The sequence below is a fragment of the Rhizobacter sp. P2_H2 genome (assembly GCF_056403375.1).
In genome coordinates this window covers 1-2,618 of sequence record NZ_JBFUFP010000780.1, presented here as the reverse complement: position 1 = coordinate 2,618, position 2,618 = coordinate 1, and the positions used below count along the sequence as shown (strand labels likewise).

The 2,618-nt window shown below is 70.4% G+C and carries 3 protein-coding genes; all 3 read right to left on the bottom strand.

What is annotated here, in order from left to right; genetic code table 11:
- On the bottom strand, positions 1–812 hold an 812-nt coding region (locus tag AC1D15_RS26200; protein ID WP_477828292.1), incomplete at its 3' end, for a LacI family DNA-binding transcriptional regulator.
- Complete coding sequence (locus tag AC1D15_RS26195) at positions 809–1,816, bottom strand: ABC transporter permease (protein WP_052211652.1); 1,008 nt, start codon at positions 1,814–1,816, stop codon at positions 809–811. The genes AC1D15_RS26195 and AC1D15_RS26200, both read right to left, overlap by 4 nt.
- Positions 1,817–1,837: 21 nt before the next feature.
- Positions 1,838–2,618, bottom strand: a 781-nt coding sequence (locus tag AC1D15_RS26190; protein ID WP_477828291.1) for an ATP-binding cassette domain-containing protein, incomplete at its 5' end; no start/stop codon positions are given.

Here is a 2,618-nt window from a genome sequence, read left to right as displayed (position 1 = left end):
GCGCCGATCGCCATCAGGTCGTTCGAGACGAACACCGCGGTCGGCTGCACGCCGGCCTGCAGCAGCGAGACCATCGCGGCATGGCCGCCGGCGCTCGTGAAATCGGCGCTGCGCAGCAGCCGGTCGTCGACCGCCAGGCCGGCTTCGCGCAGCGCGCGGTGGTAGCCCAGCACGCGCTGGCGCGCCGACGAGAGCGTCTGCGGCCCGGCGATGCAGGCGATGCGCCGGTGCCCGAGCGACAGCAGGTGCTCGGTCGCGATCACGCCACCCGCCTCGTGGTTGACCTCGACCAGGTCGGCCTCCAGGTCGTCGATCTCGCGGTCGACCACCACCTGCGGCATGTTGGCGTCGCGCAGCGTGTCGAGCAGCTCGCCATCGGCACCGGACGACATCACGATCAGCCCGTCGACCTGCTTCTCGCTGAGCAGGCGCACGTAGGTGCTCTGCTTCAGCGGGTCGTCGTCGGAGTTGCACAGGATCACGTTGAAGCCGGCTTCGTAGCAGGTGTCCTCGATGCCGCGGATGATCTCGGCGAAATACGGGTTCGAGCTGTTCGGGATCATCATCCCGACGGTGTGGGTGCGGTTGCTCTTCAGGCTGCGCGCCAGCGCGCTCGGCACGTAGCGCAGCTCCTCGATCGCCTGCTGCACCCGCTGGCGAGCCGCCTCGCTGACGAAGCGCGTGCCGTTGACCACGTGCGACACCGTCGTCACCGACACCTGGGCCTGCTGCGCCACGTCCTTGATGGTGCTGAGGCGGGCCGGCACCCGCGCGTCGCGGCCGCTGCCGCCGCTGCGTTCGGTGTGGTTCATCGCGCGGCACGCTGCGCCAGCCGTGCGCGCAGCACGTCCAGCACCACCGCGAGGATGATGACGAAACCGGTGACCATCTGTCGAAGGAAGTCGCTCATGCCGATCAGGATCAGGCCGTTGGCCAGGACCCCGATGATGCACGCTCCGAGCAGCGTGCCGATGATCGAGCCGCGCCCGCCGGACAGGCTGGTGCCGCCGATGATCACCGCCGCGATCGCGTTCAGCTCGAAGCCGATGCCCGAGATCGGGCTCGCGATCGTCAGCCGCGTCATGTAGATCACCGCGCCGACGCCGACCGCCGCGCCGCAGATCACGAAGGCCGCGATCTTGTGGAAGCGAACGTTGTGGCCGGCCAGCCGCACCGCCTCCTCGTTGTTGCCGATCGCGTAGACCAGCCGGCCGAACACGGTGCGGTTGAGCACGAACCAGCCGGCCGCCACCAGCGCCAGCGCCACCAGGAAGATCGCCGGCACGCCCAGCAGCGTGGCGCTGCCGAAGTCGTTGAAGGCGTCGGGGAATTCGTAGATGGAGCGCGCCTGCGTCCATTGCAGCGCCGCGCCGCGCGCGATGTTCAGCATGCCGAGCGTGACGATGAACGACGGGATCGCCCACCACGCCGACACCGCGCCGTTGACCAGCCCGCAGGCCGCGCCGACCGCGATGCTGGCGGCGAGTGCCAGCGGGATCGCCGCCGCCGGCTCGAGCCCGTCGAGCTTCAGCACCGTGCCGGCCACCACCGCGCAGAACGCCATCACCGAGCCGACCGACAGGTCGATGCCGCCGATCAGGATCACGAAGGTCATGCCGACCGCGAGGACCACGTTGATCGAGATCTGCGTGAAGATGTTCGTCAGGTTGCCGGCCGTCAGGAAGATCGGCGACAGCAGCGCGAACACGCCCACCAGCAGCAGCAGCGCCAGGCCGATGCCGGCCTCGCGCAGCACCAGCGCGGCGCGGTCGCCCGCCGAGGCATTGCCGGCGGGTTTCGGGGGAGTCAGGTTCATCGTTTGCATCGCATCCATGCCTCAGGCCGCTGCACGTGCCGCTTGCTGCGGACGCACCAGGTATTCACAGTAGGCCATCGCGAGGATGGCCTCTTCATCGAACTGCGCGCGCGGCACCTCGCCGACCAGCACGCCGCGGCTCATCACCAGCATGCGGTCGCACAGGCCGATCAGCTCGCGCAGGTCGGACGACACCACCAGCACCGCCATGCCCTGCGCGGCCATGCGTTCGAGCAGCGCATGGATCTCGGCCTTGGCCCCGACGTCGACGCCACGCGTCGGCTCGTCGAGCAGCAGCACCTTCGGGTCGCGCAGCAGCCACTTGCCGAGCACCACCTTCTGCTGGTTGCCGCCGGACAGCTGGCGCACCGGCTGCGCGATCGACGCGAGCCGGATCTGCAGCTCGCCGGCCATGTGGCGCGCGGCGGCGTTCTCGGCCTCGGCCTTCAGCAGCCCGCCGCGCGACACCGCACCGAGCTGCGCCAGGCTGAGGTTGGCGCGGATCGGCATGTCGAGCACCAGGCCCTCTTCCTTGCGGTTCTCGGTGACGAGGCAGATGCCGTGCGCGAGCGCATCACGCGGGCTCGCGATGTGCACCGGGCGGTCGTCGCGGAAGACTTGCCCGGCGGCCGCGCGGTCGGCGCCGAAGATCGCGCGCAGCGTCTCGGTGCGGCCGGAGCCGACCAGGCCGGCGAGCCCGACGATCTCGCCGTAGCGCAGGCTGAAACTGATCGGCGCGGCCTCGGACGACAGCTCGCGCCGGCCGGCGTGGCGCAGGCCTTCGACGCGCAGCGCCGTGGGC

Bases quoted from the DNA above. Each gene is read 5' to 3' on its own strand.
- AC1D15_RS26195 (WP_052211652.1), bottom strand. From the start codon at position 1,816: ATGAACCTGACTCCCCCGAAACCCGCCGGCAATGCCTCGGCGGGCGAC.